This window comes from Gymnodinialimonas sp. (assembly GCF_059726805.1).
The window spans coordinates 1,798,717-1,822,682 of the sequence record NZ_AP041059.1; the positions used below are offsets into that span (position 1 = coordinate 1,798,717).

At 56.0% G+C, this 23,966-nt stretch carries 28 protein-coding genes, 1 tRNA gene and 1 pseudogene; 20 read left to right on the forward strand and 10 right to left on the reverse strand.

What is annotated here, in order from left to right:
• Nucleotides 1-42: 42 nt before the first annotated feature.
• The 3 genes from AC6I9R_RS08880 (at nucleotide 43) to AC6I9R_RS08890 (ending at nucleotide 2,349) form a co-directional block, all read left to right on the forward strand.
• Entirely contained in the window at nucleotides 43-396 is a 354-nt protein-coding gene (locus AC6I9R_RS08880; protein WP_461425215.1) for a hypothetical protein, read from the forward strand.
• Nucleotides 393-1,499 carry a hypothetical protein gene (locus tag AC6I9R_RS08885; protein ID WP_461425216.1) on the forward strand — a complete coding sequence of 369 codons (1,107 nt, stop codon included), beginning with the start codon at nucleotides 393-395 and terminating at the stop codon, nucleotides 1,497-1,499. The genes AC6I9R_RS08880 and AC6I9R_RS08885 overlap by 4 nt, the downstream gene beginning before the upstream one ends.
• A gap of 241 nt (nucleotides 1,500-1,740) precedes the next feature.
• On the forward strand, nucleotides 1,741-2,349 hold the full coding sequence (locus AC6I9R_RS08890; RefSeq protein WP_461425217.1) for a hypothetical protein: 609 nt from the start codon (nucleotides 1,741-1,743) through the stop codon (nucleotides 2,347-2,349).
• Nucleotides 2,350-2,572: 223 nt separating this feature from the next.
• Here the strand turns inward: AC6I9R_RS08890 and AC6I9R_RS08895 are convergent, their stop codons facing one another.
• Nucleotides 2,573-2,779, reverse strand: a complete 207-nt coding sequence (locus AC6I9R_RS08895; RefSeq protein WP_461425218.1) for a hypothetical protein — start codon at nucleotides 2,777-2,779, stop codon at nucleotides 2,573-2,575.
• 374 nt (nucleotides 2,780-3,153) lie between these two features.
• On the opposite strand from AC6I9R_RS08895, the gene AC6I9R_RS08900 reads away from it, so the two are divergent.
• From AC6I9R_RS08900 to AC6I9R_RS08930, 7 genes are all read left to right on the forward strand, one after another.
• Nucleotides 3,154-3,555: a ketosteroid isomerase-related protein gene (locus AC6I9R_RS08900; protein WP_461425219.1), complete on the forward strand. Its 402-nt coding sequence runs from the start codon at nucleotides 3,154-3,156 to the stop codon at nucleotides 3,553-3,555.
• Nucleotides 3,552-4,136, forward strand: coding sequence for a GNAT family N-acetyltransferase (locus AC6I9R_RS08905; protein WP_461425220.1), 585 nt, complete (start codon nucleotides 3,552-3,554; stop codon nucleotides 4,134-4,136). The genes AC6I9R_RS08900 and AC6I9R_RS08905 overlap by 4 nt, the downstream gene beginning before the upstream one ends.
• A complete protein-coding gene (locus AC6I9R_RS08910) occupies nucleotides 4,133-5,020 on the forward strand; it encodes a carbon-nitrogen hydrolase family protein (protein ID WP_461425221.1) in 888 nt (295 codons plus the stop codon). Before AC6I9R_RS08905 ends, AC6I9R_RS08910 begins: the two co-directional genes overlap by 4 nt.
• A 70-nt stretch (nucleotides 5,021-5,090) precedes the next feature.
• Nucleotides 5,091-5,309: a translation initiation factor IF-1 gene (gene infA / locus AC6I9R_RS08915; protein WP_011455993.1), complete on the forward strand. Its 219-nt coding sequence runs from the start codon at nucleotides 5,091-5,093 to the stop codon at nucleotides 5,307-5,309.
• A gap of 4 nt (nucleotides 5,310-5,313) precedes the next feature.
• Nucleotides 5,314-5,880 carry a hypothetical protein gene (locus tag AC6I9R_RS08920; protein WP_461425222.1) on the forward strand — a complete coding sequence of 189 codons (567 nt, stop codon included), beginning with the start codon at nucleotides 5,314-5,316 and terminating at the stop codon, nucleotides 5,878-5,880.
• A gap of 10 nt (nucleotides 5,881-5,890) precedes the next feature.
• Nucleotides 5,891-6,463, forward strand: a complete 573-nt coding sequence (locus tag AC6I9R_RS08925) for a Maf family protein (RefSeq protein ID WP_461425223.1) — start codon at nucleotides 5,891-5,893, stop codon at nucleotides 6,461-6,463.
• Nucleotides 6,460-7,494, forward strand: coding sequence for a ribonuclease E/G (locus AC6I9R_RS08930; RefSeq protein WP_461425224.1), 1,035 nt, complete (start codon nucleotides 6,460-6,462; stop codon nucleotides 7,492-7,494). The genes AC6I9R_RS08925 and AC6I9R_RS08930 overlap by 4 nt, the downstream gene beginning before the upstream one ends.
• 102 nt (nucleotides 7,495-7,596) lie before the next feature.
• On the opposite strand, the gene AC6I9R_RS08935 is transcribed toward AC6I9R_RS08930, so the two are convergent.
• Nucleotides 7,597-8,880: a lytic murein transglycosylase gene (locus tag AC6I9R_RS08935; protein ID WP_461425225.1), complete on the reverse strand. Its 1,284-nt coding sequence runs from the start codon at nucleotides 8,878-8,880 to the stop codon at nucleotides 7,597-7,599.
• 140 nt (nucleotides 8,881-9,020) lie between these two features.
• Here AC6I9R_RS08935 and AC6I9R_RS08940 point away from each other — a divergent pair, with 140 nt between their 5' ends.
• The 3 genes from AC6I9R_RS08940 to AC6I9R_RS08950 all read left to right on the forward strand — a co-directional run bounded on the left by AC6I9R_RS08940 (nucleotide 9,021) and on the right by AC6I9R_RS08950 (nucleotide 10,695).
• Nucleotides 9,021-9,203 carry a DNA gyrase inhibitor YacG gene (locus tag AC6I9R_RS08940; RefSeq protein ID WP_461425226.1) on the forward strand — a complete coding sequence of 61 codons (183 nt, stop codon included), beginning with the start codon at nucleotides 9,021-9,023 and terminating at the stop codon, nucleotides 9,201-9,203.
• A gap of 103 nt (nucleotides 9,204-9,306) precedes the next feature.
• A tRNA-Phe gene (locus AC6I9R_RS08945) sits at nucleotides 9,307-9,381 on the forward strand.
• 159 nt (nucleotides 9,382-9,540) lie between these two features.
• Complete coding sequence (locus AC6I9R_RS08950; protein ID WP_461425227.1) at nucleotides 9,541-10,695, forward strand: tyrosine-type recombinase/integrase; 1,155 nt, start codon at nucleotides 9,541-9,543, stop codon at nucleotides 10,693-10,695.
• Between the two features lie 186 nt (nucleotides 10,696-10,881).
• Here AC6I9R_RS08950 and AC6I9R_RS08955 read toward each other — a convergent pair whose 3' ends face one another.
• Nucleotides 10,882-11,907 carry a hypothetical protein gene (locus AC6I9R_RS08955; RefSeq protein WP_461425228.1) on the reverse strand — a complete coding sequence of 342 codons (1,026 nt, stop codon included), beginning with the start codon at nucleotides 11,905-11,907 and terminating at the stop codon, nucleotides 10,882-10,884.
• A gap of 924 nt (nucleotides 11,908-12,831) precedes the next feature.
• Complete coding sequence (locus tag AC6I9R_RS08960) at nucleotides 12,832-13,851, reverse strand: recombinase family protein (protein WP_461425229.1); 1,020 nt, start codon at nucleotides 13,849-13,851, stop codon at nucleotides 12,832-12,834.
• An 84-nt stretch (nucleotides 13,852-13,935) separates the two neighbouring features.
• On the opposite strand from AC6I9R_RS08960, the gene AC6I9R_RS08965 reads away from it, so the two are divergent.
• From AC6I9R_RS08965 to AC6I9R_RS08985, 5 genes are all read left to right on the forward strand, one after another.
• Nucleotides 13,936-15,510 (forward strand): ATP-dependent nuclease, encoded by a 1,575-nt coding sequence (locus AC6I9R_RS08965; protein ID WP_461425230.1) that lies wholly within the window; start codon nucleotides 13,936-13,938, stop codon nucleotides 15,508-15,510.
• Entirely contained in the window at nucleotides 15,495-16,523 is a 1,029-nt protein-coding gene (locus AC6I9R_RS08970; protein WP_461425231.1) for a hypothetical protein, read from the forward strand. Before AC6I9R_RS08965 ends, AC6I9R_RS08970 begins: the two co-directional genes overlap by 16 nt.
• Before the next feature lie 844 nt (nucleotides 16,524-17,367).
• The gene (locus AC6I9R_RS08975) at nucleotides 17,368-18,192 is read left to right on the forward strand and encodes a transglutaminase family protein (RefSeq protein WP_461425232.1); all 825 of its coding nucleotides are present in this window, start codon (nucleotides 17,368-17,370) and stop codon (nucleotides 18,190-18,192) included.
• 14 nt (nucleotides 18,193-18,206) lie between these two features.
• Nucleotides 18,207-19,034 carry a TreTu family toxin gene (locus tag AC6I9R_RS08980; RefSeq protein ID WP_461425233.1) on the forward strand — a complete coding sequence of 276 codons (828 nt, stop codon included), beginning with the start codon at nucleotides 18,207-18,209 and terminating at the stop codon, nucleotides 19,032-19,034.
• Complete coding sequence (locus tag AC6I9R_RS08985; RefSeq protein ID WP_461425234.1) at nucleotides 19,031-19,348, forward strand: immunity protein TriTu family protein; 318 nt, start codon at nucleotides 19,031-19,033, stop codon at nucleotides 19,346-19,348. The genes AC6I9R_RS08980 and AC6I9R_RS08985 overlap by 4 nt, the downstream gene beginning before the upstream one ends.
• Nucleotides 19,349-19,743: 395 nt before the next feature.
• On the opposite strand, the gene AC6I9R_RS08990 is transcribed toward AC6I9R_RS08985, so the two are convergent.
• The gene (locus AC6I9R_RS08990; RefSeq protein WP_461425235.1) at nucleotides 19,744-20,421 is read right to left on the reverse strand and encodes a pilus assembly PilX family protein; all 678 of its coding nucleotides are present in this window, start codon (nucleotides 20,419-20,421) and stop codon (nucleotides 19,744-19,746) included.
• Between the two features lie 2 nt (nucleotides 20,422-20,423).
• Between AC6I9R_RS08990 and AC6I9R_RS08995 the strand changes: the two genes are divergently transcribed.
• On the forward strand, nucleotides 20,424-21,002 hold the full coding sequence (locus AC6I9R_RS08995; protein ID WP_461425236.1) for a prepilin peptidase: 579 nt from the start codon (nucleotides 20,424-20,426) through the stop codon (nucleotides 21,000-21,002).
• A complete protein-coding gene (gspG, locus tag AC6I9R_RS09000) occupies nucleotides 20,999-21,439 on the forward strand; it encodes a type II secretion system major pseudopilin GspG (protein ID WP_461425237.1) in 441 nt (146 codons plus the stop codon). The genes AC6I9R_RS08995 and gspG overlap by 4 nt, the downstream gene beginning before the upstream one ends.
• A gap of 2 nt (nucleotides 21,440-21,441) precedes the next feature.
• Here the strand turns inward: gspG and AC6I9R_RS09005 are convergent, their stop codons facing one another.
• From AC6I9R_RS09005 to AC6I9R_RS09025, 5 genes and pseudogenes are all read right to left on the reverse strand, one after another.
• Nucleotides 21,442-21,870 (reverse strand): hypothetical protein, encoded by a 429-nt coding sequence (locus tag AC6I9R_RS09005; protein WP_461426633.1) that lies wholly within the window; start codon nucleotides 21,868-21,870, stop codon nucleotides 21,442-21,444.
• A gap of 63 nt (nucleotides 21,871-21,933) precedes the next feature.
• Nucleotides 21,934-22,032, reverse strand: a pseudogene (locus AC6I9R_RS09010) (prepilin-type N-terminal cleavage/methylation domain-containing protein); the annotation flags it as partial.
• Nucleotides 22,029-22,373, reverse strand: a complete 345-nt coding sequence (locus AC6I9R_RS09015; RefSeq protein ID WP_497863094.1) for a hypothetical protein — start codon at nucleotides 22,371-22,373, stop codon at nucleotides 22,029-22,031. The pseudogene AC6I9R_RS09010 and the gene AC6I9R_RS09015, both read right to left, overlap by 4 nt.
• Before the next feature lie 13 nt (nucleotides 22,374-22,386).
• Complete coding sequence (locus tag AC6I9R_RS09020) at nucleotides 22,387-22,761, reverse strand: prepilin-type N-terminal cleavage/methylation domain-containing protein (protein ID WP_461425239.1); 375 nt, start codon at nucleotides 22,759-22,761, stop codon at nucleotides 22,387-22,389.
• Entirely contained in the window at nucleotides 22,748-23,965 is a 1,218-nt protein-coding gene (locus tag AC6I9R_RS09025) for a type II secretion system F family protein (RefSeq protein WP_497863095.1), read from the reverse strand. Before AC6I9R_RS09025 ends, AC6I9R_RS09020 begins: the two co-directional genes overlap by 14 nt.
• Nucleotide 23,966: the final 1 nt, after the last annotated feature.

Sequence of the window (23,966 nt, forward strand, 5' to 3'; positions counted from 1 at the left end):
TCAAGACATATCTACGATTTCATTCGAAAAGGGGAAGCATCGATGAAGATGACAATTACCAATATTACCTGCAATAACCCCTGCTCGGGCCTCCAGGATGATGATCTATTCCTGATCATCCAGGCCGACGGCGGGGTGCCCACGCGCTACCCGGATATCGGCACCCACAGCATGGGCAGCGGCGATAGCTGGGATCTTGAGGGCGGGCTTGCGGTTGATTTCACCTACGCCGTGGTCGTCACCGCCTGGGATCGGGACTCTTACGTTTTCAAAAATTTCGATGCCCCGGATTACCTCTTCAACATCAACGTCAAATCGATTGCCACCAGCGGCTCAAACACCAAGCTGAACCACAACGGCGCTGATTACACCTTTACCCGGAACATTTCACAATGACCCAGAATGGATTTGCCAATAGCCTTATTCAGGACGACCTGAATTTTGTCGCCAAGCACGCAGAGGTGACGCTGCCCGATATCCCGGTCCGCGCAACCCGCCCTGCGCGCGCCGCTGCTCAGGTGCCCGAGGCCCTGCGAAAGGCCGCCGCCCAGGCGTTGGAGGCCTTTCGCGCCACCCCGGACTACCGCGATCTGATGGATCAGCAGGCCACGCTGACCCTGCGCCAGTTCCACGCCAGGCTGGCCAAGGCCCTGCACGGCCCGGTCTTCGCGCCTGTCTTCGCCACGGCCAATACGCTGCAACTTGATGTCAGCCTTGAGGGCCTGATCCCGAAGGCGATTTCCCTGGGCGTCTCGGGGCAGGTGGTGCTCGGCGTCGGGATCAGCGGCTCGCTCGGGTATGTCGTTGACCTGAACCTGAGCGATTTTACCTCTGCCCTCTATCTTGGCGGCGCGGTCGATATCGGTGCGGACGCGGGCATTGAAGGGGACGTCTGCCTGGGGTTCTGGACCAATACCATTGACGATCTGTCCGGGTGGTATGTGGGCGAAGAGATCGACATTGATGACGCCGCCGGGGTGATGGAGGCGACCTATCTGAAAGATGAAGAGCTTGCGCTGGCGTTCATCGGTGTCACGCTTGGGTTCGATGACGGGTTCGAGAATTCGGACTACTACTTCTTCAAGATGGATATCGGACACGCCCCGATCTACCAGCCCGGCGATTATGACTACATGGTTCAGCTCGATAGCCTTGTGTGTACGAACTCGAAGGATGATTACGACACCGTCTACTACGAGTTTCTCGCCGATGACGATGATACGGTCTACCGCTACCCCGCCTGGGACGGCTTCCAGATGGCGGAAAGCCAAAGGGACAACGGGAATTTCACCAAGTGGGGCGTGGGCGTCGTCATCAAGTTCAACGAAAAGGTGACGCTGCGGCTGCATGTCGGGGATTACACGATGGACGACAAGACGATAACGCCCTCGGATTATTCGGGCGAGCTGTCGGAGCATAATGTTCCGTTCTCGGGCAAGGACTATGGAATCGATGACATTGAGTACAACCAGGACACCACTTTGCTGAAAGCCCCGTAAGCCAATCTGCGACGGTGCGTGACCAGCGTGAACGAACGGCCCGGGCGCGTGCTTGGCGGACGGCTGGGTGGTTCAGACCGCAGGCGGTAAACCCAGGCTGCTGCGACCTAGAAAATGTGACCCCCGGCGCGGTCAGCCGGGGCTGACATGGGCCTCGTTCTGCGCTACCCATTGCGCGTAACGCGGCGCGCCCGATGGGCGGGCGTCGACCATGGCAACCTGTCCACCAAAGGGGCGCATTTTGAGCATTGATCCTCCGTCCCTTCGCACCCTGCGGCAAACACTCCGCGTCTCGGCATTCGGCCTCTGCGCGCTCGCGCTGACCGGCTGCGCGGCGGAACATGTCTGGGCCGATGATGACTTCGTCGCCCGCTCTGTCTATGTCGCCCCGGGTCCCGCCACGGTGACGCTGATCACCTCGGTCAATCCCGGTAACAACACGGGCACACATTCCGCGTTGTTGATCGACGGCGCGCAGCGCCTGTTGTTTGATCCCGCCGGGCATTGGACGGATCCGGGCGTGCCGGAGCGTAACGATGTCTGGTACGGCATGACGCCCGCCTATATGGACCGCTACCTCGCCTTCCAATCCGAGGGCCAGTACGAGGTCTTTGCCCACACCGTCACCGTCTCTCCGGCGGTCGCACAGCAGTTGAGCCAGGTGGTGCAATCGGCAGGGCCCGTCGCCTCATTCTATTGTTCTCAGACGATCAGTGGCATTCTGAGCACGACACCGGGGTTCGAGCACATCGGTCAGACGTTCATTCCCACGACCCTGATGAATGATTTCGCCGCCACGCCCGGTGCCACGACCGAGATCATTTCCGAAGTCGGCGTCACGTCTGGGTAACGCCCAGAACGATCGCGCGCACTCCAGTAAATGGCGGGACCTCCTGTGACGCCCGGGTCGGTGATCGCGCGGGCGCACCTACGGCCCCGAACCGTTCGGCCTCTCTTCACACGCATTCCCCATGAAAAAGGCCCTGCTGCTACCCAAGTGGGCTGCGGCAGGGCCTTAAATCTGTTGCGCACACGCGGAGGCGGCTACATGCCGACCGCCGCGAGGGCAGGACTTAGCTGGAGCCGTCGGAGCTGCTCAATGCGAGGCCGAGGAAGACGACGCCGACACCTACAACGAGGAGGCTCGGGTCAATGTCAGGCGTCGCGGTGCCGACAACGACGTTTGTCGTGGGGGCGGTTGCGACAGGCGCGATGCCCTGTGCGGTGGCGGCGGTGCCGACGGCGGCGATGAGGGCGGATGTCAGAAGAACTTTTTTCACGATACTGCTCCAGGATAGCAAGTGTTGCTTGATGTACGATCCAACGATTCCCACGCCGGAAGGCTCAACGACAGTGGTGCATTTTTTTGTGGTCGAGATCAATTCATTTCGCCGCGTGTTTTCCTTGTTTTTCAGCATATCCGCCCAGACGTCGCCGAACTGCCACAGAATTGAGCAGTTTTGTGACGCGGCGCAGGGCCATCTGGCAGCGGTGCGGCGCGCGCTCTTCGGCCTCTGGGCGGACGGGGACATGGCCGTTTTTGTCCTGCCATCGGGCTTGTCCCCTACATCTAGCGCAACAATCAGGGGCATCCGGGCACGTGGGATGCGCCTTTCACTTTCCTCGGCGGCGTTCCCTGCCTATCCTCGGAGCCATGGACACGCACGGCCTCATCACGCGCTATTACGACGCTTTCAACGCCGCCGACACGGAGGGCATGATCGCCTGTCTGGCCCCGGATGTCGCCCACCATGTGAATGAAGGGCAGGTGCGCCACGGGGCCGAGGCATTCCGCGCGTTTTGCGCCCATATGACCCGCTGCTACCGTGAAAACCTTTCCGACATCACCGTCATGGCCACGCCAGACGGCAGCCGCGCGGCGGCGGAGTTCACGGTGAACGGCACCTACCTGCAGACCGACGCTGGGCTCCCCGAGGCCAAGGGCCAGACCTACAGGCTGCCCGCAGGCGGTTTTTTCAGCATTGAGGGCGGCAAGATCACCCGCATCGTGACCTACTACAATCTGGCCGATTGGATGGCTCAGGTCTCGCGATGAGCCTCAGCTACCGGGTCTATCGCGGCGCTCAGATCGCGCCCGTCATCGACACGCTCGCGGCCCTGCGCATCGCGGTGTTTCGCGACTGGCCGTACCTCTATGACGGCGATCTCGACTACGAACGCGCCTATCTGGCAAGTTATGCCGGTGGAGCCAGCATTCTGGTCGCCGCTTTTGTGGGGTCCCAGATGGTTGGCGCCTCGACGGGACTTTCCTTTACCGAACACGCCGCAGAGTTATCCACAGGTTTATCCACAACTGATATCCCGCCTTCGGAAACCTTCTACTGCGCCGAATCTGTCCTTATCCAGAGTTTCCGGGGCCAAGGCGCAGGCCGCGTCTTTTTCGCCGAACGCGAGGCACACGCGCGCACGCGGGGTTTCACATATGCGACGTTCTGCGCGGTAAGCCGCCCCTCTAGCCATCCCGCCCGTCCGCCCCACTACCGCCCGCTGGATCCGTTCTGGAAATCCCTCGGATATGCCCCCTTCGCGGGGGCTACAGCGTCGCTCAGCTGGCGCGATATCGGCGAAGCGGCGGAGACGTCGAAACCCATGCAATTCTGGATCAAACGCCTATGAAAATCGCCACCGCCGCTTACCCCCTCGACCTACTGTCCGATTTTCCCGCCTATGCCGAGAAGCAGATCAATTGGGTCCGGGAAGCGGCGGGGCAGGGGGCGGATCTGCTGGTATTCCCTGAATATGGCCGCATGGAACTCGCGGGTCTCTCAGGAGCCGATGCGGCGGGCGACCTCGAAGCCTCCCTCCATGCCGCCAGCGCCTATGCCGAGGACGCCGACGCCCTGATGGCCTCGCTGGCCGAGGGCTACGACGTCCACATCCTCGCCCCCTCCGGTCCCGTCTTCGCGGAAGGGGCGGCGCGGCCCACCAACCAGGCTTCGCTTTTCGGCCCCGATGGCTATCTGGGCCAGCAAGACAAGCAGATCATGACCCGCTTCGAGCGAGAGAAATGGGACGTCACCCCCGGCGAGCCGCTTGAAGTGATCGAAACCGCCCTGGGCAAGATCGGCATCCTCATCTGCTACGACGCGGAATTCCCAGCTCTGGGCCGCACCCTCATCGAGCTGGGCGCCGAAATCCTGCTCTGCCCGTCCTGCACCGACAGCCTTTCCGGCTTCTCCCGCGTACGCATCGGTGCCATGGCCCGCGCGCTGGAAGGCCAATGCATCGCTGTCCAATCCCCCACCGTGGGCGACGCCAAATGGTCCCCCGCCGTCGATGAAAACGTAGGCAGCGCAAGCGTTTACGGCCCGCCGGACCTGGGCTTCCCGCCCACCGGTATCCTCGCGGAAGGCGCGTTGAACACCCCCGGCTGGACCTACGCGGACGTCGACATCAAAGCCGTCCACCGGGTCCGCGCCGAAGGCGCCGTCTTCAACCACGCCCATTGGCCCGAGAGCATCACAGCGGCCCAGAAAGCCAAAAACGGCGATTTGCCTTGAAACCTTTAGGCTTTAGGCGCATTTAGCGCGCATCAGCCCCAACCCTTGGGGCGCAACTTATGGAGTACCCATGGCTAAGGAAGAGATGCTCGAATTTCCTGGTGTCGTTAAGGAACTCCTGCCAAACGCGACATTCCGGGTCGAGCTCGAAAACGGCCATGAGATCATCGCGCATACGGCAGGCAAGATGCGCAAGAACCGCATCCGGGTTCTGGCAGGCGACAAAGTCCAGGTCGAAATGACCCCCTATGATCTGACCAAGGGCCGGATCAACTACCGCTTCAAGTGATCCCTTGACCGACCGCACCATCACCACGCCCAAGATGTCGGACGCGGTCGCGGCCTATGCCACGGGCCTTGGCGACGGCGTGGCGGAGCTGGTCGACGTCGCGCCCACGGACGGCGCGATCGAAGACCAACCCTTCTACAACGTCATCATGGCAGGGCTCGATACTGAAGGCGGGGGCGCGCCGGTTTTTGGCTGGCTGGTGTGGGAACTCACCGGCTACTGGCTGGAGGCCCAACGCCACGCGGTGATCGAGCGGGACGGCAAGCTGGTCGACATCACGCCCCCCATCGATGGCGAGGCGCAGATCCTCTTCATCCGCGACAGCGCCTGGGCCTTCGATTACCTCAACCCCAAGCCGACCCGGAAAGCGCAGCGCCACCTGCTGACCGATGACGCCGACGTGGTGAAGTGGGCCAAGCTGGCCGACGACGTGGATGCCTTCAAATGGCGCCACACGAAGTTCAAAGGTGAGAAGTCCGAGCTGGTGATCCCCGAGGGCAAGGACATGCGCCGGATGGAGCGGATGCAGCGCGACTATAACGCCGCCGCGCGGATCGCGCTGGCCAAATGAAGCGGGTCCCATGGCTTTGATCTTGGGCTCCGGCAGCCCGCGCCGCGTTGAAATCCTTGGTGTTTTGGGCCTGACCCCCGATGATATCCGCCCGCCGGATATCGATGAAGACCCGCTGAAAAACGAACTGCCCAAGCCCTACGTGGACCGCATCATTCGCGCCAAGGCGGATGCCGTGCGCCGCGATCCCGGCGATGTCGTGCTCTGTGCTGACACTACCGTGGCCGTCGGGCGCCGCATCCTCGGCAAGCCCGCGGATGAGGCGGAAGCCCGCGCCTTCCTGACCCTTCTGGGCGGCCGTCGCCACCGGGTCCTGACCGGGATCGCGGTGAAAACCGATGACAAGCTGATGACCCGGATCGTGGAGAGCCGCGTGAAGATGAAACGCCTCAGCCAGGTGGAACTGGACGGCTACATCGCCACCGGCGATTGGCAGGGCAAGGCGGGCGGCTATGCCATCCACGGCCCCGCTGGCGCGTTTTTCCCTTGGATTTCAGGCAGTCACAGCGCCATCGTCGGCCTGCCGATGGTGGAAACCGCGAACCTGTTGCAGGCCGCAGGCATCGAGGTGTGGAAGACATGAAGGGCACTGTTGTTGTCTTGGACGAAGTCGAAGACCGCCGCGCGGCGGCTCTAATGGTCGACGGCAAGCTGCAAGACATCTTCGTCGATCCGCCCGAGGGCTCCGCGCCCGGCGTCGGTGCCATCGCCCGCGCCAAGGCCGACCGGCCGATGAAAGGGCAGGGCGGCATCACGCTGCAACTCGGCGATGGCCACATGGGTTACATGCGCCGCGCCAAGGATATCGCGCCGGGCGATGTGTTCCTCGTCCAGGTCTCGGGCGTGGCCGAGACCGGCAAGGCCGCCCCCGTGACGCCAGACCTGATCTTCAAATCCCGCTACGCCATCGTGACGCCGGGCAAGCCCGGCCTCAACGTCAGCCGCGCCATCCGCGATGAGGACGAGCGCGACCGTTTGCTGGAAGTGGCCCACGACAGCGCCGCCGCCGCCTCCGGCTTCGGCATGATCGTCCGCTCCTCCGCCGAGGGCGTCCTCGCAGACGTCTTGTCCGAGGATATCGAAGCGATGTGCGCGACCGCCGCGCAGGTGGTGGCAGAGGCCTCCGGCCCACCCGAATGGCTGCTCGATGCCGACGACGCCCACACCCGCGCCTGGCGCGAGTGGGACGCGCCCGATGAGGTGATCGAAGGCGGTTTCGCCACCCACGGCGTGTTGGAGGCGGTCGACGCGGCGCTGGCCGCGCGCCAGCCGCTGCCCGGCGGCGCCTATGCGATCGTGGAACCCACCCGCGCGTTGGTGGCCATCGACGTGAACACCGGCGCGGATCACTCGCTGGCGGCGGGGTTGAAGGCCAACCTCGCGCTTGTGCGCGACCTGCCGCGCCTGACCCGGATCAAGGGGCTCGGCGGGCAGATCACGCTTGACCTCGCGCCGATGCCGAAACGCGACCGCAAGCAGCTGGAGGATGCCGTGAAGAAGGCGTTCCGTCAGGGCGGCGGCGACGTGGTGGTGGCGGGCTGGACGCCGCTGGGGATGCTGGAGCTGACCCGCAAACGCGACCGCGCGCCCTTGGCGCAGGTCTGGCCTCGTTAGGTTTTTGCACAGATGCGGCGCAGGCCGCCGTTTTCTGTGCGTAGATCGCGTATGTACAGGTTGTGTACGCCCCGGTGTACGGATGTCACAGGCTTTGAAAGCCTACCGCAAACGCCGCAGCAGCTCTGCCGAAGGCTCGCCGGTCACCGGCAACCCGTTGGCCGTCTGATAGGCGCTGATCGCCGCTTCCGTGCCCGATCCGATGACCCCGTCTGGCGTGCCCGCGTCAAAGCCTGCGCGATTCAGGAGGGTCTGTAACTCGCGCCGTTGCGCCTGTGTCAGCCCGCTGGCATCTGCCCCGAAAGACTGCCTGAGCGGCCCGCCCCCGTTGATGCGATCCGAAAGGTAGCCCACCCCGATCCCGTAGTTGGTCGAGGCGTTGTAGCGGAGTATCACATTGAAATTGTGATACAAAATCCACGCAGGCGCACCTGCGCCACCGGGCGCATGGATCGCGGCAGACCCATGGTCGGGCAGGGCGCCTCCGCCCGCGCGGCGCACGCCAAGGCTGCTCCAACTGGCAACCGAGCGTCGGTTGTCGCGTCCCGTCGCCGCGCTGAAGCCTGACGGAAGTTCCACCTCCATCCCCCAGGGCTCGCCTGCGCGCCAGTTGAAACGGGCGAAGTAGCTGGCGGTCGATGCGAAGGCGTCGGTCGGGTCATTGGTCCAGATATCGCGCCGCCCATCGCCCCGGAAATCAACGGCGTATTCCTCGTAAGTCGTTGGAATCAATTGCGTATGTCCCATGGCCCCGGCCCAGGATCCCAGCATGCGGTCCGTGGTCGTATCGCCGTTCTGCACGATCCTGAGCGCCGCGATTGTCTGCGCCTCAAAGAAGTTCCCGCGCCGTCCTTCCCAGGCCAAAGTGGACACGGCGGAGATCACCGGAATGTCCCCCAAGCGCGTCCCGTAGCGGCTTTCCACGCCCCAAACCGCGCAGCAAACCTCCGCCGGCACGCCATACCGCGCCTCCACTTCCGCCAGAACACTGCGCTGAGCGGCAAAGCGCGACCGCCCCAGGCTCACGTCATCATCGCCCGCCACAAGCGCCAGGTAATCCTCGGTCGAGCGCCGAAATTCCGTTTGATTCCGGTCCCTTTCGACGACGCCGGGCAGATACCCAACGCCCCTCAGGCCGCGCGTCAGGGTGTCCTCCGTAATCCCCGCCGCGCGCGCGCGACCGCGAAATCCTTCCATCCAGGTGTCGTATGAGGCATTGGGCTGCGGCATGAAATCAGGGTCTCGCGACGGCCCACCATCGCCCGGCGTGCCAATGCCACCGCCGCCGCCCCCACCAAGGCCAAGCCCGCCAACACACCCCGCCATGGTCCCCGAGACCGCCAGCGAGGCCGCCCCCGCCCCAAATCTCCGCCGTGTGATCCGCATGGTGCCCACCCTTTGTTCGTTTTCCCAGTGCTAACGGCGCAAGCCCCTGTTTTGCAAGCGCGCAAAGGGGGGTGAAGGCTTGCGAGCGGCGATCTGCTGGCGCAAACTGGGGGGCCTGTTGCGAGCCCGAGGTGCCCCCATTGTCCTGCCCCATCTGCGAAAAAGAGACCGACACAACCTATCGCCCCTTCTGCTCGCGCCGCTGCGCCGACGTGGATCTAGGACGCTGGCTGAACGGCTCCTACGCCGTGCCGTCCACGGATCCCGAAGACATCGAGCAAGCCCTTGAAGAGGCTGCCCGAACCGGCCCCAAAATCCACTAGCGATGCCGGTTCTGAAAAACCCGCAAGTCCCTATGGACAGTGCCCGCCCAACGCCCTAGAACGCGCCCACCCACGGGGCGCAACACCTGCCCCCAAAGCCCGTGCCCGGGTAGCTCAGGGGTAGAGCAGTGGATTGAAAATCCTCGTGTCGGTGGTTCGATTCCGCCCCCGGGCACCATTTAACTTTCTCATAGATGAGCATATGACCCCTAAGGGCCTTTGTTTTATATCTAAATTTTGACCTCTTCAAAGCGCGACTGAACATGGTGACACATGCTTTCTCACACACTAGGGTGGTCTATACGGTGGGCTGAATGAACACCTCAGAAGGTGGGCTATGACTATCTCGAACGCATTGACCCAACTGAAGGCCAAGAATCTTGGCCCTGGGAAGTACTTCGACGGCCAGGGCCTCATGTTGGTTAAGAGCCGCAAGGATGCTGGGAAGTGGATTGTGCGTTTGGTGGTGGACGGCAAGCGTCGTGAGATGGGGTTGGGGCGGTGGCCTGATGTGTCTATCGTTGAGGCCCGTGAGGGGGCTCGTGTGGCGCGTAGCACGCTTCGGGGCGGCGTGGACCCTGTAGGTGAGCGGCAGAAGGCCAGACGGACGATTGGCCGCTTAACCGTGGCCGAAGCGATCCAAGGGTGTTTTGAGGCCAAACAGGCTGAGCTTAAGAACGACGGCCATGCCGGACGGTGGATGTCTCCCCTGTCTGTACATGTACTGCCTAAGATTGGGGGGATGGCGATTGAGGATGTTGATCAGCATGAGTTGAAGCGGGTATTGGAGCCGATCTGGCATGTGAAGGCTGATACGGCCCGTAAGGCCATGAATCGTATGAGCCTGACCTTGAAGCATGCTGCAGCTTTGGGATTAGATGTGGATCTGCAGGCGGTGATGAAGGCACAGGCGTTGCTTGGGAAGCGCAGACACACGACTACACACATTCCGTCGCTGCCGTATCAGGAGGCCCCCGCGTTCTATCAGTGGCTTGGCATGAAGCCATTCGTTTCCTCACTAGCGCTTCGTTTTCTGATGCTGACGGCGACGCGGACCAGCGAAGTGAGATTTGCAACGTTTGATGAAATAGATGGCGATATCTGGACGATACCGGCCAGCCGGACAAAGACTTCGGTGGAGCATAGGGTGCCGTTGTCTGATGAGGCAATGAAGATCGTTGGAGATGCGCGGCAAGACCCGCAGCAGAAGCTTCTATTCCCAACTGCACGAGGTAATCCGATGTCTGATGCAACTATGAGCCGCTTTATGCAGCGTGAAGGGTATGAGGCACGCCCACACGGGTTCAGGGCCACCTTTAGATCTTGGGCCGAGGAGTGTACTGATGCTAGCTTTGAGGTGAAGGAGACGGCACTGGGGCATCAGGTTGGGAGTGAAGTGGAGCGATCGTATCAAAGGTCCGATTATTTCGACAAGCGGAAGCTGATAATAGCCGTGTGGAACAGTTATCTAACGGAGACTCATAGAAAATAAATCTTCACCTATCGCCATACTTAAAACCAACCGACTCGTAGCTTTTCCAAAGCTTATCCTACGGCCAAGATCGAGCATTGAGTAATTAGACTGATGTAGTATTCTATTTGCAAAAGAGTAGTCGGAGATATTTCGCAGGCCGTGAATTATAATCGCCGTTCCTACTTTGGCGCGCAATCACTTTTCTCAACCTTCTCCAATAAAATCTCGAACGGCTGCGTCAAGTTCTTTTGGGTGAATCTTCACGCCCAGCTCTGATATCGAAAAACCACGAAACGAATCAATTAACTCCTCAGCTAGATCTGGGTAGTACTCAAGTAACTCAGCCTTCGTGATGTCCCCATAGTGACCGACAATACTATCAAGTGGCTGTTGAAGAGAGACTTCAGAATCCACCAAGTACATTATTCTAGATATAGCTTCTTGCCTGGAGTACGTAGCGTAACTAGCACGGAGCACGCCTGAAGCAGGGTTTGCATCCGCACTTGGTATGATGATGTTAAGTACGTCTAAGATATGTCCACCAGAACGTCGCCCAACGCAGCTCAACATTTGATGATCAAGAGTGCAAACGCCATTGATGTAGACTGGGCTTTGTTCTGGCCGGCGCGGCGAGTCTCCTTCTCGGAATCGCCCTACTCCTTGAAGAAAAGCCATTGACCAGTCGACAGTTCGTTTATCTATGCCTGCTCTGAATTGATGAATTGACACCTGGAACCGCTCAGTTGTACCCCTTTGACGAATTCCAATCAGATAGTTTGGGAAGGTCCTTGTGAGGTTTTCAACGCCTTCTTCCGCGAGAGTGAACGCACTTGATAGCAATTCAATGGCTGTTGGTGCGTTGCCGATTAGCGCTCGCCATAAATCGGATGAAATTAGGTACTGTTCTTGCGTGAACTGGTCCCGCGAGAAGTCGACACTCCTAAACCAGTTAATGAGTTTGCTTAAATCGCCAGCTTTGATCGAGGCGGGATCTTCAGATCGCTTTGCGAAGTAGTAAATCGCGTTTCGAGTTACACCGGTAGCGATCGACTGATTTTGGTATGACATCGTACCATCGTCAGCCAACTTGCGCAGGAGTTGGCCAAAGAGCTTAGCAAGCCCGTTAAGATCAATTACTTCTTTTGTGATATCGTATCTCCAGGCAACGCGGTGGGAGGCCTCACCGTAGCGGAAGCCAGTGTGAAAATCAAACGCAACAGTGCAAATCACGTTCGACTTTGACTCGTAGCGGTGGCCGTGTTACTTGAATGAGAACAAAGCTGCGATCCAAGGCAACCCTGGACGCAATAAAAAAGCACCGAACAAGTCGGCGCAGGTTGAACATTCTCTAATTAGGACGCACCGCGTCGCAAGTACTTCTTGCGGCATCAATCGCGAACGCAAGGAGTTTGCCATGGAGAACTAACGTAGAGATAGGCTGCGGATGTCCCAAACGAGAATTGAACCGCTCACGTAGGACATCCGCCACAAACCGTCGACCGAGTAGGTCATTGGTCTATATAGTGATCATACACCAAATCTTGCGGTTGGCAACTCTAGCAACACAAGAAAGGAGATGATTATGCCTCACACCCTACGTGAACGGGAGATACTAGCAGGTGCTCGAAACCGCATCTTGCGCATCATGGGCCGACGGAGGTGGTCGGTCGAGTATCTGGCAGATGCCACCAAACTCAAGACAGAAAAACTCTACCAATTACTGAAAGCACCTTATGCGGATGTTGAGGCGAACTATGAAGTCCTCAACCGTCTCCTTAGGTTCGGCCACTCACGACTCCGACCATGGGATCCTGCAACCATGCGCCTCTTGCGTATGGCCCGCGACTTTCGCGAGTTCTATCGTTGAAACTAGAAGGGCGCCCTCAAAGGCGCCCTTCTCACAATCGGTTGCGGCTGTGTTCAAAGCGAGCCGCTTATAGATGAGGAACAAAATATGCCCAAAAGCACTGTTCATGTCAAGCAGCACCGAACAATTGGTGCATTAATCCTAGCGTTTTGTCGTTGGGTGAAAGAGCTACTTGTACTTGTTATCGTGATCGGCGTCCTTCTTGAGCCAATGATCGATGCGAACTCTCCAGGGTTGGCCTTCATGCATGTAGCGGAAGTCTGGCACATTCGAGTGTCGTTACTTGCCTACGTCTTGATTGTGCTAATCTTCATAGATGCGATCTGGAAGAACGCTACGCAAATTCGCGCCCTTTTCCGGCGCATTAGAAGAACTTTCCAGGCCCAAGCGTAATCTAGGTGCCCTCTGTATTGCACAATGCAGAGGGCTTCGTTCTGAGCGTGTGCCACCGGATCAAATGCCAGATTACGACAACTAAGGGCGCCACTGTACCGAAAGGCGTGGCGAGCGCTCTTGGGACTGCTGCGACGATTGAGGAGGCGCTGCACCTTCCGGAAGAGTTCCGGCGTAATCAACGGTTGGTGTATGCCTTTGTACTGCTTCCCTGCAATCCTGATATCGCCGGTGTAGAAAGGGTTCTTGAGGATGCGAGCTATCATGTCCGGCCGCAATGGCCCTCCGTCAGCCTTTCTAAGCCCCTGGATCGCGAGTTCTTCGGCCAGAGCCTTGTATGTGTATCGACCAGTCGCGTAGCGCTGGAATGCGCTGATGACTAGCGGTGCCACAACTGGGTCCGGCTGCTTAACCTTGCCGCCCCCGCAATCAAGGTATCCGCGCGGTGCCCGAAGAGGGTAGAGACCCTGCTGCAGTCGGCCTTCAATGCCTTTTCGAACCTCTTCGCGAAGGTTGCGGATGTAGTCTGCAGCGATAACTGCTTGAATGTCTGCTGCAAGGCGACCACCTCGTGTGGTGAGGTCGAAGTCGTCTCCAGCAAAGCGCACATCGATACCAAGGTCGATAGCTTCTCCGATAGACGCCCAGTCGCGAAGATTTCGAGCACCGCGATCTACTTTGTGGATGAGCAGACCTCTCGAGCCGGGTGTCTCACCGAGGCACTGCATTACCTGGTCGAAGACTGGCCGCCCCTTTTTGGCTGCGGTTTGTTGTTCCTCGTACCAGTCCGTAATCTGCAGGCCGTGATTTTCGGCGTACCTGCTGATTGCCCGTTGCTGTTCTTGAAGTGATACACCAACTTGTCCCTGACGAGCGGTCGAGACACGGGTGTATGCGATGAATGAATTTAACATATAGATTTAGTTTGCCGAAGATTTGTCGCCCTGAAAACCTAACCAACATGTTCCATATGCACGAAAATCTGGTATCGTTTAATAATGACAAAGCATTACATCAAAGAAATTCACCTACGGAACTTCAAGGGTTTCCGGAGCTGGTCACTCCAGCAACTTCATCCTGAGATGAACATTCTTGTTGGCGACAACGACACTGGAAAAAGCTCCATACTTCTAGCAATTGACCTAGTTTTGTCTGCCAACCCAGGAAAGATCGAAACAATTGGTCTCGACCGACTGTTGAATCGTCAGGCAGTGGAGGCGTTTCTCTCAAAGCCAGATCGATCGTTTTCTGATCTACCAGTTTTGGAAGTGGATATATATCTTAGTGATCTGGGGCGCCATGAATTTGATGGCGAGTACAATATTGAACAGAAGCCAGCGCACGGGATGTGTTTGATTTGTGAACCCAGAGCGGAGCTAGCAGAAGAAATCAGCGAGTTAATTGGGCTTGATAATCCAGCTTTCCCGTATGAGTACTATAGCGTTGAGATAAAAAGCTTCTCTGGAGCAGCCGTTACACCGTATAAGAAGCCAATTCAGCATGTTGATATTGACAACACACGAATAAGCAATGATTACGCGTCGCGCTCATATGTGCAGACGATGTTTCGTGCCAGCGTACCCGACGTTGGCAAAAACCAGCTGAAGTATGGGTATCGAAGTGCGAAGGAGAAGTTCGCGCGGGAGCAATTTGCGGAAATCAACAATGAACTTGAGGGTGACTTGGGATTCACCCTCAAGAGCGGTTCAAAGTCAAACCTCGAAACAGATTTGACGATAGCGCGCGCTGGTTTGGATATTGAGAGTTTAGGGGTTGGGCAGCAGTGCTTCATTCGTACGAAGTTTGCTTTATCGAAAAAATCCAGCCTCGATGTTGTCCTGCTAGAGGAGCCAGAAAACCATCTTAGTCATGTGAGTATGCGCCGTTTGATCGATGAGATACGGCAAACAAGTCAATCGCAAGTCTTCATTGCAACTCATAGTTCGTACATCTGCTCGCGACTAGACCTACGCCACGCAATTATGCTGGGAGCCTTCGATAAAGAACCCATGCGTCTCAGCGACCTGCCCGAAGATACTGCTGAATACTTCATGAAAGCACCAAACAACGGCATCTTAGAGTTCGTTCTATCACCAAGAACACTTCTCGTTGAGGGTGACGCCGAGTACATACTAATGTCCGACTTGTATCAGGCCGCTTCGGGCGAAGAGCTTTCGGGGTCTGATGTCAGCGTTATCTCGGTCGGTGGCCTGAGCTTTCCAAGATTCCTAGACGTTGCGAGGATTTTGGGGATTCGGGCCGCTGTAGTGACAGATAATGATGGAGACATCGACGCGAATATTGTGCCTAAGTATGCACCCTATGACGATGTCGAGAGCGTTGCAGTATTCTGCGACCCAGACCCAGAAAGGTCGACATTTGAGATCTGCGTGTACCAAGACAACTCTGACATCTGTGAAGAACTCTTTGCCCCTGGAAGGAGGAAGTTGGGTGTTCAGGAGTACATGCTCAAGAACAAGGCGACCGCTGCACTTAATCTCATCAGGAGTAAGGCCGGGAAGATCAATCCACCTACGTACATTGTCGAAGCAATTACATGGCTAAGGACCTAATTCTTGCCGTTGCAGGATCTGGAAAGACGACCAGAATTCTGTCTGAGATATCTGAGGGGAAACGATGCCTGGTCATCACCTACACCAACGAGAACCTTCGTTCGTTGGAGGCAAGCCTCGTTGGAAAATTTGGGTGCATTCCAAAAACAGTCACTCTGCTGTCATATTTTTCTTTTATATATTCTTTTTGTTTTCGCCCATTCTTCTCGTATCAACTCCGAGATAGGGGTGTGTTCTGGGAAGTTCCAGGAACCTTTCCAGCAAAAAGTAGCATTAATCACTATGTCTCCAAGAATGGATACCTGTACGGAAACCGACTCGCAAAATTTATCGTCGAAAAGGATGGAGTTCCAAGGATTAAGAGTCGTCTAGAGACCTATTTTGACATCTTTCTAGTTGATGAGGTTCAGGACTTCGCGGCCAACGATTTTAGTTTACTAATGGCGTTATCGGATGCTGAGATCGACATGCTATTTGTAGGTGACTTCTTCCAGCACACATTTGACACAAGTCGTGACGGGAATATCCGTACAAATCTGCATAAACGCGGCTTAGCCCCTTATATTAAGGAGTTTGAGGGGAGAGGTTTTGCGATTGATGTGACTACGCTTGAGAAGACCTATCGGTGTAGCCCCACCGTATGTAGTTTCATCACTGATAGGCTCGGAATCACGATAGAGAGTTCTCGAACGGATGACACAATTGTTCATATCATTGAGGACCAAGACACTGCACATGCTCTTTTCGCAGACGATAGCAAAGTGAAATTGTTCTACAAGGATCAGAAAAAGTATCCTTGCAATTCAAATAACTGGGGAAAATGTAAGGGTCTGAATAGCTACGTAGATGTCTGCGTCGTGCTGAATAAGAAATCCGCCGATCTGTTTAGGAAGGGTCAGCTTGGAAGTCTTCCAGAATCATCGTTGAACAAGCTCTACGTGGCATGCTCTCGTGCCAACGGTGACTTGTACATCCTATTTGAGGATCAGCTTAAACTCTTAAAAATGGAGTAATGGTCCGCGAGATCAACTAGATGGTAATCTCCCGAAGCTTACTCGAGCATGCCCGCAACATAAACTACGGGACTCGTCTAGAAATCACATGATATATTGGTTCGATAAAAGGTCGAAAAGTGACTCGATCAACTCCGCAAAGTGGGATGACCCCCTCGAAAATTGCTATTCTACGGCTCAACAGAGCCGTATTTTGCGGTTCGAAATCCCGCTTTTTGGGTTTTGTGGGCAAACGTGCCGTTTTCTGCGTTTTACGGGTATGTTGAGCCATATCTTATCGTTCGAACTCTTTTGTTCCGGGATCAAGTTTTCGTGTTCATTGAAGCTTCCCAGAAGGTGATGGAAGGGCCTACTTGGCCTGTTTCTCACAAACGAACCAATCCTTGCGCATCTGACTGGAGCGACCGTTGCGCCCTCACTATCGGATGAAACCTCAAACTCCGAGAAACCCACGCACGCACTCTATGCGGAAGATACGGCTTGCGACACTGTTGCGGAGGGCGGGAATACCGAAAGGATATTCGCTTGCTTGGGCGGGTGATACGGTTAGAAAGCTGGGCCTGATGTGTCGGCTCATCGTCTCGCCATGCTACCCAATTTCCGGAAGTCGATAGATTGACGGCCCAAGCCAAGCTCCACATATAACAGTCGAGTCGTGGCGACCTCTAAAGCGTAGTCTCTTTCGGATTGCATGAGTTGGCTTGTGTTGGCAAGGTCATGAGAATAGTTTTCGCAGGCTCCCAATATGCGCGTTTTGCTCATCTCATTTCTAAGTCTGTGTGTCTCAGCCACCGCTTCATTGGCCGATGTCGCTGACGACGTCGCCGCGCTCTTTAATCAAGACATGGATCGTGTAGATCTCGGGCAGGTTATGATCGAGGCCGAACGGATCGTAGATCCCGACATCGACGCTGACGCGCTCCTGGCCGAGCTGGATCAGATGGTGCGGATCATTCAGGTGATGCTGCCACCACAGCCCACGGACTGGGATCGCCTAGAGACGATCCGTCAGTTCATCTACGAGCCCGGCGTGTGGAACGAACACCGCGCCTTTGGCTACGATCATGAAGACCCCTACGGCCAAGATCCCCGCAACCGGCTGTTGTCCGACTACCTAGAAGATCGGCGCGGCAACTGCATCACCATGCCGTTTTTGTTCATAATTCTTGGGCAGCGGCTTGGGTTGGACGTGGTGCCTGCCATGGCACCCTTGCACGTCTATGTGCGCTTCACCGACGCCGAGGGGGAGACCTACAACCTTGAGACCACAAGCGGCGCGGGGCTGACGCGAGACGCCCACTATCGCGAGCTTCTCCCCATCACAGACACGGCAATCACAAACCGCGTCTACATGGCGCCGCTCAATCAACGTGAAGCCGTTGCCGTCATCGCCTCCGTTGTCGTGGACAATCTCATCGCCCAGGGTGACTACCCTGAGGCTATCGAGACCGCCGATTTGATCCTCAGGCAGTATCCGCAATTCGTGTATCTGATGGTGAAACGCGGCACCGCCGCCTATCACCTAATCCGCACGGAATTCCACGCGAACTACGCCACCTATGCAGACGTTCCAAATGACCGGCGGCAATATCTACAATTCCTGCAAACCGTGAACGACACTAGCTTTGCCAATGCCGAGGCCCTAGGCTGGCAACCATTAGAGTTTTGAGCAGGGGATTCTTAATGAGACATTTTATGCGCAGCATGTTGGCCGTTGCACTGATGGTGCTGACCACCGTCCAGGCCAATGCGATATTCGTGCAGGCCGATTGGTTTGATCCGACGCAGCCAGGTGTGGGGACAAATAGATACGCTTACTCAGGCAACAACCCTGTCAACTTTTTTGACCCCGGCGGGAATCAATTTATCGATAGTTTAACGATTGAGTACTTGACAGAGGACGAATACGCTCAGGCTGCTGCAGACGTTGATAGTGAAATTGAGCGTCTCCGGAATGAAAGGGAAAACGATCCACAGCGTAACGACTATGCTTATGAATACGATCTTCAGCAATTAAGCAGACAAGCCGAAACTTACAGGCATTACGCTGGGTTAAGTAACCAGGAACGCATAGAAATTTTTCGCCAAGGTCTGGTGGGGTCAGCGGCAGGCGCGATGACGCTAGGAATCGGGCTCCCTCAAACCGCCACGGCTCAGATGCCGAGGATGTCACCCGTCGTAGGAGGGCCTGCTCAAACTAGAGTTGGGCGATGGATGAGCCGCGCAGAGTACGACGAAATGCTATCTACAGGCAGGGTAGTGGAAAGCAGATCGGGTATGACACACGTAGCAAATCCGGCTGCGGCATCGACATTTCGAAGCCAAGCACCACAAGGCAGTATGTACGTCGAATTCGGTATCTCTACACGATCTCTGCAAGCTTCCAGTACTGGCGTTTCAACGGTTATAACCCCGAACTCAAACGCGGCAGCAAGACTTACACGTCTTGGCCGTCCTATACCAACCCGGTCTCCGATAGCATACAACATCGAAATGTTAGGCTTCAGATGACAGAGAACACTAAACTTTTCGAATCCTTCAAAGACTGGGTAGAGACAGACGTTCGTGGAGTTTTTTCTAACTACGAATTTGGTGTATCCAATCCAGAGATGGAGAATACTGCATGGCTAAAGCTTGATACAAAGGGGACAATTTCAGGTATTAAGATATGGAGCACCGGTGACTATTACTGCGAAATTTTGACTTTTGATAAAGAAGAGCCCGACATGGCTTTATCCGACAAGCTACCGCAAGACCTCAACTTCTCAGCCGCTTTCTCCCGTTTCTTGAATCGTGTGGTAGAAATTGATCAAGCAGCTTCATGAACCAGAACGGTTTCGCCGCGCTTTCTACGGGTGAATAACCGCAAGGACGGTGTTCGTGGAAATCCGATCTTTAAACATAATACAAGTTCTTGGTTTCAGGAGGCACTGCGAAGCTCAGACGAAGACAACTTATCTACTGCACGTCGAAACGTGCATAGCTCCTTGGAGTGAAGCGATCATTCACAATAAATTTGTATCCCATTTATGTCGATTTGTGTTGATGCGGCAGCTTCGCCCTCTCGTCCTCCGCCGAGAAGTAACGACCGACTGAATTGTCATTGCCAACTGAGCGCATTTTTTTTGGATAAGATTTCTGCCTGAAGCAGTCGCACACGTTGTGTCTTTCTCGCTCGATTTCAGAAAGTTTGGAGAACCGAAATTCTACCGACCGCGAATTACTCTACATCCAGCGAAAAAACTCTGCCACCACCCAGGCCTGGCGAGCGATAGATGACGCCCAACAAGTGTCTTGATCCGCCACGCCCTTGGATAAGATGCAGAGTTCCAGTGAACGAACCCTGGTTCATTGCTTCAACGTCAGCGGGGGCATTGCCGAAACTACTGCCGACCTGGGCAACGTTTGGCCGCTCAAGGCCAGAGTGTACGGTGAAAAGGCTCCTGTCCAAGGGATCAGTCGCTTGCACCAACCGCCCAAACTCGCTGACGCTACTGAAGCGGGAGCTTTGCGCAAACTGGACTGCTGCCTCTTCCGCAAGGTACAGTGACTGCAACGCCATCTGTGCGTCACTTAGGACCGAACTTAGCACTTCAGGATGAGCGGTGTTTATGTCGATCAGACCAGCAGCGGCCTGAGAAAAGAACGATGCGCGACCGTCTTGCCACTCTACAAGCAATCTTGACGCGGCGACGGCTCCGTCCGGATGGCGAACAGCGATCTCAACCGCGATGCTATTTGTCAGAAACTGCTCGGCTACCAAAGCTCGCGCCGACATCCGTTGCGCGTTCGCCAAGACCTGAGACGTTGCGAGCGCATAAAGAAGGGTCAATACTATCAGTATCGCCAAGACGACGATCAGGGCAAAGCCACGTTGTTCGCTGAAGGAAGAGTTCATAGGTGTCCCGTTCAGATCCTCGCTTCACTACATCGCTCGGTTCGATTTCGCTTCCAATATCTATTTTTGTGCACCTTCTCGCATACGGGATTGTGCTAGCCTTCTTTGGAAAATTCAACGACCCCTATGTGGTAGCGTTTTCAGCGATATTGATTTGGGTAAGTGTCGTTGATTTCGACCGATTCGAGGTGCCAAATCTTGCGTCGTTGCTACTTGTCGCCCTAGGGATTTTCATTGGCCAACCTCTCTCTCATCCCGTCTGCAGCGTTGTGATCGTGTCAATTCTCATTTGGCCGATCTTGTTCTACCTGATTAGTGAACTCTACTTGAGACGTGTCGGCGTGCAAGGATTGGGAATGGGAGACGTAAAGCTGATCCTGGGTTTGAGTATCTGGCTGCCGTTTGACCTCATGTCTGTTGCAATCCTTGTGGGATCAGTTTCTGCCATTGCGGCTCTACTTGTGTTGAGAGCGGCCCGCAGCGCCACCGGCAACACAGACGAGACGAGTCTTGGGATAGCCTTTGGACCCTTCCTCTGCTTTCCTGCGATAGTACTTTTCTGCTTGGATCGAGTGATATGAAGCTAATTTCGAAAAACAGATGGTCGGAACGGGCGGGTGTCACAATCCTTGAAGTCTTGGTGGTATTAACGATCCTCGCGCTCATTGCCGCCGTGGTTGCGCCGCGTGCGATTGGGTATCTGGCTCGTGCACGATCAGAAACTGCCGATCTGCAATTGCGGAGCATCTCGCAGGCAGTTCAGTTGTTCTATCTGGATATGGGGAGGTACCCGAGCGACTCCGAGGGGCTGTCCGTCTTGGTGAGCCCTCCTGCCACAAGGGATGGGTGGACTGGGCCATACATCAACGTCTCTGATGGCCTTTTGGACCCGTGGGGCCGTTCTTTCTTATACGAAGAAGGGAGTGAAGGTGCTGGCTTCGTCGTTCGGTCGCTTGGTCGTGATGGAACGGAAGGCGGAACTGGTGAAGATACGGACCTAGAAGACGTATCATTTTAGTATCACGATGCTCCTAGCCGTGGACGTGCGTAGAAGTCTGGCCAAAGGATACCGTCGTCAGAGAGAATACGGACCAGGTCTGGCAAACGCTCAGGGTCGGTCCACTCGCTCAACCAGTCTTGCGCTCGCCCGTCGTAGTAACTCATCTCTAAACCCAACGCTGGAGAAGTGAGGCTCATCCTGTACTCGCCGAGAGTTGTGCCCGCGCGCGTTATTTCGCGCACCACAAGCTCAAATCCCGTTTCAATTTCCTGGACTGTAATGCTCAAGACAACCCCGCCTTCTGAAAACCCCATCTGGCTTTGAGCGTAGAACTCGATACCGTTTTCATTCCCGATGAACCGTCCATCCACAGGGAGTTGCTGAGCTGGATTTACAGCAGTCTCGAGCCAAACCCGCAGATAGCTACGCGCCAAGACAGCATCCCGCATGGCAGTATCGTTGGAAATCCGGCTCCTGAGCTGCAAGCTGGAACTAAGGGCCTGAGACAAAGCGGCTGCGGTTAGAGCTAGGACGGCGAGTGAAACCAACAGCTCCAGCAACGAGAAGCCAGCTCTGCCCTTCAACGACACAAGCTTTCGGCCTGCTTTCATTGACGTACCACCAGCGACATAACGTTAGCCAGCTCCCGGCCTGTCCGCGTGCTTACCGTTACGGAAACTTCGAAAACCACGGGTTCGTTCGCGAACTCTGGATATGGCTCGACGGATGTTTCGACGGTCCATCGTTCATAGGTCATTGAGGAGCGGCCAACCTCTAACTCTTCTGTGCCACCAAAGGTAGCGACAAGGCCCAAGGCGTAGTCCTGTGCCAGCAACCGAGTGACGTCAGATGAACTTCTGCGGAGCAGGATTGTCTGATTGGGCAGCAAGATGGTCAAAGTTGCCGCCATTAACGAAAAGGCGATGAGCACTTCTAGTAGGGAGTAGCCCATTGTTTGGAAGAGCCTACTCAAGGCCAATTTCCCATCTGATCAAGAACGGGTGAAGATGTAATTCGGCGCGTTGATCTCCAAAAAGGACGCAAAGTGAGCTTGGCGACGCAGTCCCATCTGGAAATAGACGGATCTCAGTCGGTTCTTCCTCGCAGTCCCTCTCTTCTAGGCGAATGATTGAACCGTCCTCGACGGCCCGAAAGGATGCGTCGGCAACGATTTGGTCGAGCTCGACGATCCGCATCTGCCGTTGTGCAGTAGGAGAAAGTGGGCGCAGGGAAAGGACCATGGCTGTGGTGATGGCGCCAATGATTGCAAGCGATATCAAGACTTCCAAGATGGAATACCCGCGCAGATTGTTCCTCGGTTTTTCTTCAGAAGGCGACATCGTTGAGCGCCATAATGCTACTGATTGTCGACAACACTAATGCACCGATGACCGCGCCAATGATCAGCGTGAGGATCGGGGACAGCAATTGAATTAGTCGATCATTGCGATCAACCCGTTCTCTCTCCAAAGCGTTAGCGACAACATCGAGTAGCTCGGCAAGGCGGTTCGCTGTGCTTGCAAGTTCAAGTATGCCGATGAGCATGGGATCCACATATTTGGGTTCGTTGAAGGCGTCCTGCAGCTGTCCGCCGTCTTTGATCGAATTGGCTGCCGCAGTGAGGACATCTGCCGAAAAGCTCTTTGTCGCTGTGGCCGCGTAGGTGTCAATTGCCGGTACGATCTGCATGCCCGATCGTAGAAGCATCGAGATGCCACGAGACAGCTCAATCGTATGGGACCGCCTCAGTACTGACCCGAGCAGCGGGACGTCAAATAGCCATCCTGGCATCCGCCTGAGAAGGGTCTGAACCATTAAGAATGCAAGCGTTGCGACAAGGAAATTCGCCGGCACCGCTAGAGCCCAATAGTTGATCGCGAACGTCCTAATCGAAAGAAAAACACGGAGGATCGCGGGTGCTTCCTGCTGAGATGCCGAAAAAGCTGGTACGAGCGCAGGGGCAAGAAAGAAGACCAAGAGGCCTACGACGAGTGCTGACATAACCAGCAAGATTGCGGGATAAAACAATGCAGAATTCACGCGCTTCCTTGCCTCAATACTACGCTTCATACTTTTGCTCACTGCCCGAGCCGTTTCCGCCAAGCGTCCCGCCTGTGCCCCAGTTACTAACATTGAGATAATGTTTGATGGAATGACGTGCGACAGTTCTTCAAGAGCAGCTTTTTCATCGGCGCCGTCTTCTAGAGCACGTTGTGCATTGCGAAACGCTGCTTTGAGACGTTGCGATTTGATCTGCTCAACGCTGAACTTGACTGCGTCCACCAATGAGAAACCAGTTTCCTGCATTAGGGCAAGAGATGTGAGGACACCAACAATGTCTTCTTGGGACGCATAAGAGCCACCGCCTCGCAAACTGATGTCTCGCGCCCACCAACGCGGACGCCCGTCCGCGAGTGAAATTGACACAGGCGTCAGCCCTTGCCCCGATATCTGAGTTAGAGCATCGCCTTCATTCAGGGCACGCACCTCTGTTATGCCTCGCTCGCCATTCGCTGTAACGTATCTGCAAGTATAGCTGGGCACG

Bases quoted from the DNA above. Each gene is read 5' to 3' on its own strand.
- AC6I9R_RS08880 (WP_461425215.1), top strand. From the start codon at position 43: ATGAAGATGACAATTACCAATATTACCTGCAATAACCCCTGCTCGGGC.
- AC6I9R_RS08885 (WP_461425216.1), top strand. From the start codon at position 393: ATGACCCAGAATGGATTTGCCAATAGCCTTATTCAGGACGACCTGAAT.
- AC6I9R_RS08900 (WP_461425219.1), top strand. From the start codon at position 3,154: ATGGACACGCACGGCCTCATCACGCGCTATTACGACGCTTTCAACGCC.
- AC6I9R_RS08905 (WP_461425220.1), top strand. From the start codon at position 3,552: ATGAGCCTCAGCTACCGGGTCTATCGCGGCGCTCAGATCGCGCCCGTC.
- AC6I9R_RS08910 (WP_461425221.1), top strand. From the start codon at position 4,133: ATGAAAATCGCCACCGCCGCTTACCCCCTCGACCTACTGTCCGATTTT.
- infA (WP_011455993.1), top strand. From the start codon at position 5,091: ATGGCTAAGGAAGAGATGCTCGAATTTCCTGGTGTCGTTAAGGAACTC.
- AC6I9R_RS08925 (WP_461425223.1), top strand. From the start codon at position 5,891: ATGGCTTTGATCTTGGGCTCCGGCAGCCCGCGCCGCGTTGAAATCCTT.
- AC6I9R_RS08930 (WP_461425224.1), top strand. From the start codon at position 6,460: ATGAAGGGCACTGTTGTTGTCTTGGACGAAGTCGAAGACCGCCGCGCG.
- AC6I9R_RS08935 (WP_461425225.1), bottom strand. From the start codon at position 8,880: ATGCGGATCACACGGCGGAGATTTGGGGCGGGGGCGGCCTCGCTGGCG.
- AC6I9R_RS08950 (WP_461425227.1), top strand. From the start codon at position 9,541: ATGACTATCTCGAACGCATTGACCCAACTGAAGGCCAAGAATCTTGGC.
- AC6I9R_RS08960 (WP_461425229.1), bottom strand. From the start codon at position 13,851: ATGTTAAATTCATTCATCGCATACACCCGTGTCTCGACCGCTCGTCAG.
- AC6I9R_RS08965 (WP_461425230.1), top strand. From the start codon at position 13,936: ATGACAAAGCATTACATCAAAGAAATTCACCTACGGAACTTCAAGGGT.
- AC6I9R_RS08970 (WP_461425231.1), top strand. From the start codon at position 15,495: ATGGCTAAGGACCTAATTCTTGCCGTTGCAGGATCTGGAAAGACGACC.
- AC6I9R_RS08975 (WP_461425232.1), top strand. From the start codon at position 17,368: ATGGATCGTGTAGATCTCGGGCAGGTTATGATCGAGGCCGAACGGATC.
- AC6I9R_RS08980 (WP_461425233.1), top strand. From the start codon at position 18,207: ATGAGACATTTTATGCGCAGCATGTTGGCCGTTGCACTGATGGTGCTG.
- AC6I9R_RS08985 (WP_461425234.1), top strand. From the start codon at position 19,031: ATGACAGAGAACACTAAACTTTTCGAATCCTTCAAAGACTGGGTAGAG.
- AC6I9R_RS08990 (WP_461425235.1), bottom strand. From the start codon at position 20,421: ATGAACTCTTCCTTCAGCGAACAACGTGGCTTTGCCCTGATCGTCGTC.
- gspG (WP_461425237.1), top strand. From the start codon at position 20,999: ATGAAGCTAATTTCGAAAAACAGATGGTCGGAACGGGCGGGTGTCACA.
- AC6I9R_RS09005 (WP_461426633.1), bottom strand. From the start codon at position 21,870: ATGCGGGATGCTGTCTTGGCGCGTAGCTATCTGCGGGTTTGGCTCGAG.
- AC6I9R_RS09015 (WP_497863094.1), bottom strand. From the start codon at position 22,373: ATGGGCTACTCCCTACTAGAAGTGCTCATCGCCTTTTCGTTAATGGCG.
- AC6I9R_RS09020 (WP_461425239.1), bottom strand. From the start codon at position 22,761: ATGTCGCCTTCTGAAGAAAAACCGAGGAACAATCTGCGCGGGTATTCC.